This window comes from uncultured Campylobacter sp. (assembly GCF_937997595.1).
Classification (GTDB): domain Bacteria; phylum Campylobacterota; class Campylobacteria; order Campylobacterales; family Campylobacteraceae; genus Campylobacter_B.
Genome location: NZ_CALKTS010000300.1, coordinates 1 through 2,261 on the forward strand (window position 1 = coordinate 1; position 2,261 = coordinate 2,261).

Here is a 2,261-nt window from a genome sequence, read left to right on the forward strand (position 1 = left end):
CGACTATAAATTTTCTCATTTTACCGCCTTGATTTTATGTGGCGATATTCTACCTAAAATTTTAGCGCCTTGGTATCAAGAAATATGGATTTTGGTAAAATTCAGTTTACAGAGCGGATTTTCGCCGCTTAGCTCGCGCAGTTTTGAGGTGCGAATGAGACGGCGCGGCGCCCGTATCTACGAGGGCTTTCTACCGATGCGCTTTTGGCACGAAATTGAGCGAGGATAAAATTTGTGGCGAAGCCGCTGGACAGCTTAGATTTAAACCTCAAAGTTCAAATTTACAGAAGGATCAAATTTGATCTCTTTATGGGCTTATCAAAGCATAAAATTTATTGTTTTAACTAAGTAAATCATGGTTTAAATTTTCAAAACACCGTAGCGATTTCGCGATTAAATTTTAAAAAATCGTATTTTGCATTAAATTTCGATAATTTAATGCTCTTGTTTGTCGCTTTATAATTTATTATAAAAACTTAAAATATTATCGATATAATTGCTGATAAAGTAAGGCTATAAAGGAAAAAATATGGAAGATTCGGAGCTTCAAAATTTTATTAAATTAATGTATGCGCAAATATCGGATACCGCAAATAAAACAAGTTTGCGCGTGGCGGTATTAATAGATGGAGACAATATACGAGACGGAATAAAATACATCTTGAATAAGGCAGATGAATTAGGGGAGGTAATTATAAAAAGGGTATATTGCGATTTTGCAACGGAGAATAATAAAAATTGGAAAAGTATATCTCATGAATTTGCGCTTAATATGATACAAACACCAGAATATAGTGGTAAAAATACCAATGATATTATGCTAACTATAGACGCCATGAAAATGTTATTTAATAATCTAAGCGATGTATTTTGCATTGTGACTAACGATAAGGATTTTGTACCTTTAATTATATCCTTGCGAGAACATAACAAAAAAGTTTATACATTCGGCGGAAATAATGCTTCGGAAGAACTAAAAAAAGCGAGCAACGGATTTTTTAAAATAGAAAGTTCCAATAAATCATTAGAAATATCAAATGATTTGTTGGAACAATTAAAGAAAAAATGCAAAGAAATTTACACACAAAATGATAACAAATTTATCCCTTGTGCCAGTCTAAACAGCCAAATAAAAGAAATTTTTAAATATAAGGACTTTGGCTATAAAAAATTTAGCGATTTTATTAAGGACTACACAGGCCTTTTTGAACACGAGAAAAGAAATAGTGATATATATGTTAGGCTCAAAAATTTTAAATAAATAGAAAATTCGCGCTTTGCCGAGGCGTCGAAATTAAAATTTGGCCGAATTTAGCCTCGCCGAAGCGCTTGATCGATGAAGGCGCCAAATTTGATAGACGTGCGATAAAAAGGGTATTTATCCTCGCTATTTGATTTAAATTTAGCCCCGCAAAGGGGCTAAATTTACGCTTATTTCTCCCCAAGCGGCCAGTAAACGATCGGTTTGGCTCCGAGTCTTGCTTCGCCGTGATACATGCCCAGTTTATCTTTCGTCCATGCAAAGCCCGTGTGTCCGTGCTTGTCGATCGAGATGATGCCGCCGCTGCCGCCTAGAGCTTTGACCTGAGCTACCGCTTCTTCGGCGGCCTTTTGCACGTCTTGCGTTTTGTATTTATAAAGAGCCGAGACCTCGTGCGCGGCGTTTACGCGCATGTATATATCGCCCGTGCCGGTGCAAGAAACCGCCACCGAGTCGTTATCTGCGTAGGTTCCCGAGCCTATTATCGGGCTATCGCCGATGCGGCCGGTCATTTTATTTGTCATGCCGCCTGTGCTGGTCGCTGCGGCTAGGTTGCCGTTTTTATCCAGCGCGATCGCTCCCACGGTGCCAAGATACGGGCGCTCGTGTAAATTTAGCGACGTCTTTTTCGCCTTTTCGCTATCAAGTAGCAGCTTTTGTTTTTCTTTGGCTTTTTGTAGCGCATCGTATCTAAACTGCGTGAAAAAATACTTCTGATCGACCATCTCTAGGCCGTTTTCTTTGGCGAGCTTGTCGGCTCCCTCGCCTGCAACAAGCGTGTGCCACGTCTTATCCATCACGAGTCTGGCGCCTAGGATTGGGTTTTTGATATGTCTTGCCATTGCGACTGCGCCCGCTTTTTTGGTCGAGCCGTCCATGATCGAGGCGTCGAGCTCGTTAAATCCGTCGGCGGTAAATACCGCGCCCTTGCCCGCGTTAAAATTTGGATCGTCCTCAAGCACCATTATCGCCGCCGTTACGGCATCCATCGCGCTGCCGC

The 2,261-nt window shown here is 40.7% G+C and carries 3 protein-coding genes; 2 read left to right on the plus strand and 1 reads right to left on the minus strand.

Annotated elements, in window-relative coordinates; translation table 11 throughout:
- Positions 1-229, plus strand: a 229-nt coding sequence (locus tag Q0614_RS10040) for a hypothetical protein (RefSeq protein ID WP_298788448.1), incomplete at its 5' end; no start/stop codon positions are given.
- A gap of 300 nt (positions 230-529) precedes the next feature.
- Entirely contained in the window at positions 530-1,261 is a 732-nt protein-coding gene (locus Q0614_RS10045) for an NYN domain-containing protein (protein WP_298788450.1), read from the plus strand.
- 170 nt (positions 1,262-1,431) lie between these two features.
- Here Q0614_RS10045 and Q0614_RS10050 read toward each other — a convergent pair.
- Positions 1,432-2,261 (minus strand): isoaspartyl peptidase/L-asparaginase (locus tag Q0614_RS10050; protein WP_298788452.1); only part of this gene is annotated, 830 nt, incomplete at its 5' end.

What these genes read in the sequence shown, in the direction of transcription:
- Q0614_RS10045 (WP_298788450.1), top strand. Translation starts at nt 530, where the DNA reads ATGGAAGATTCGGAGCTTCAAAATTTTATTAAATTAATGTATGCGCAA.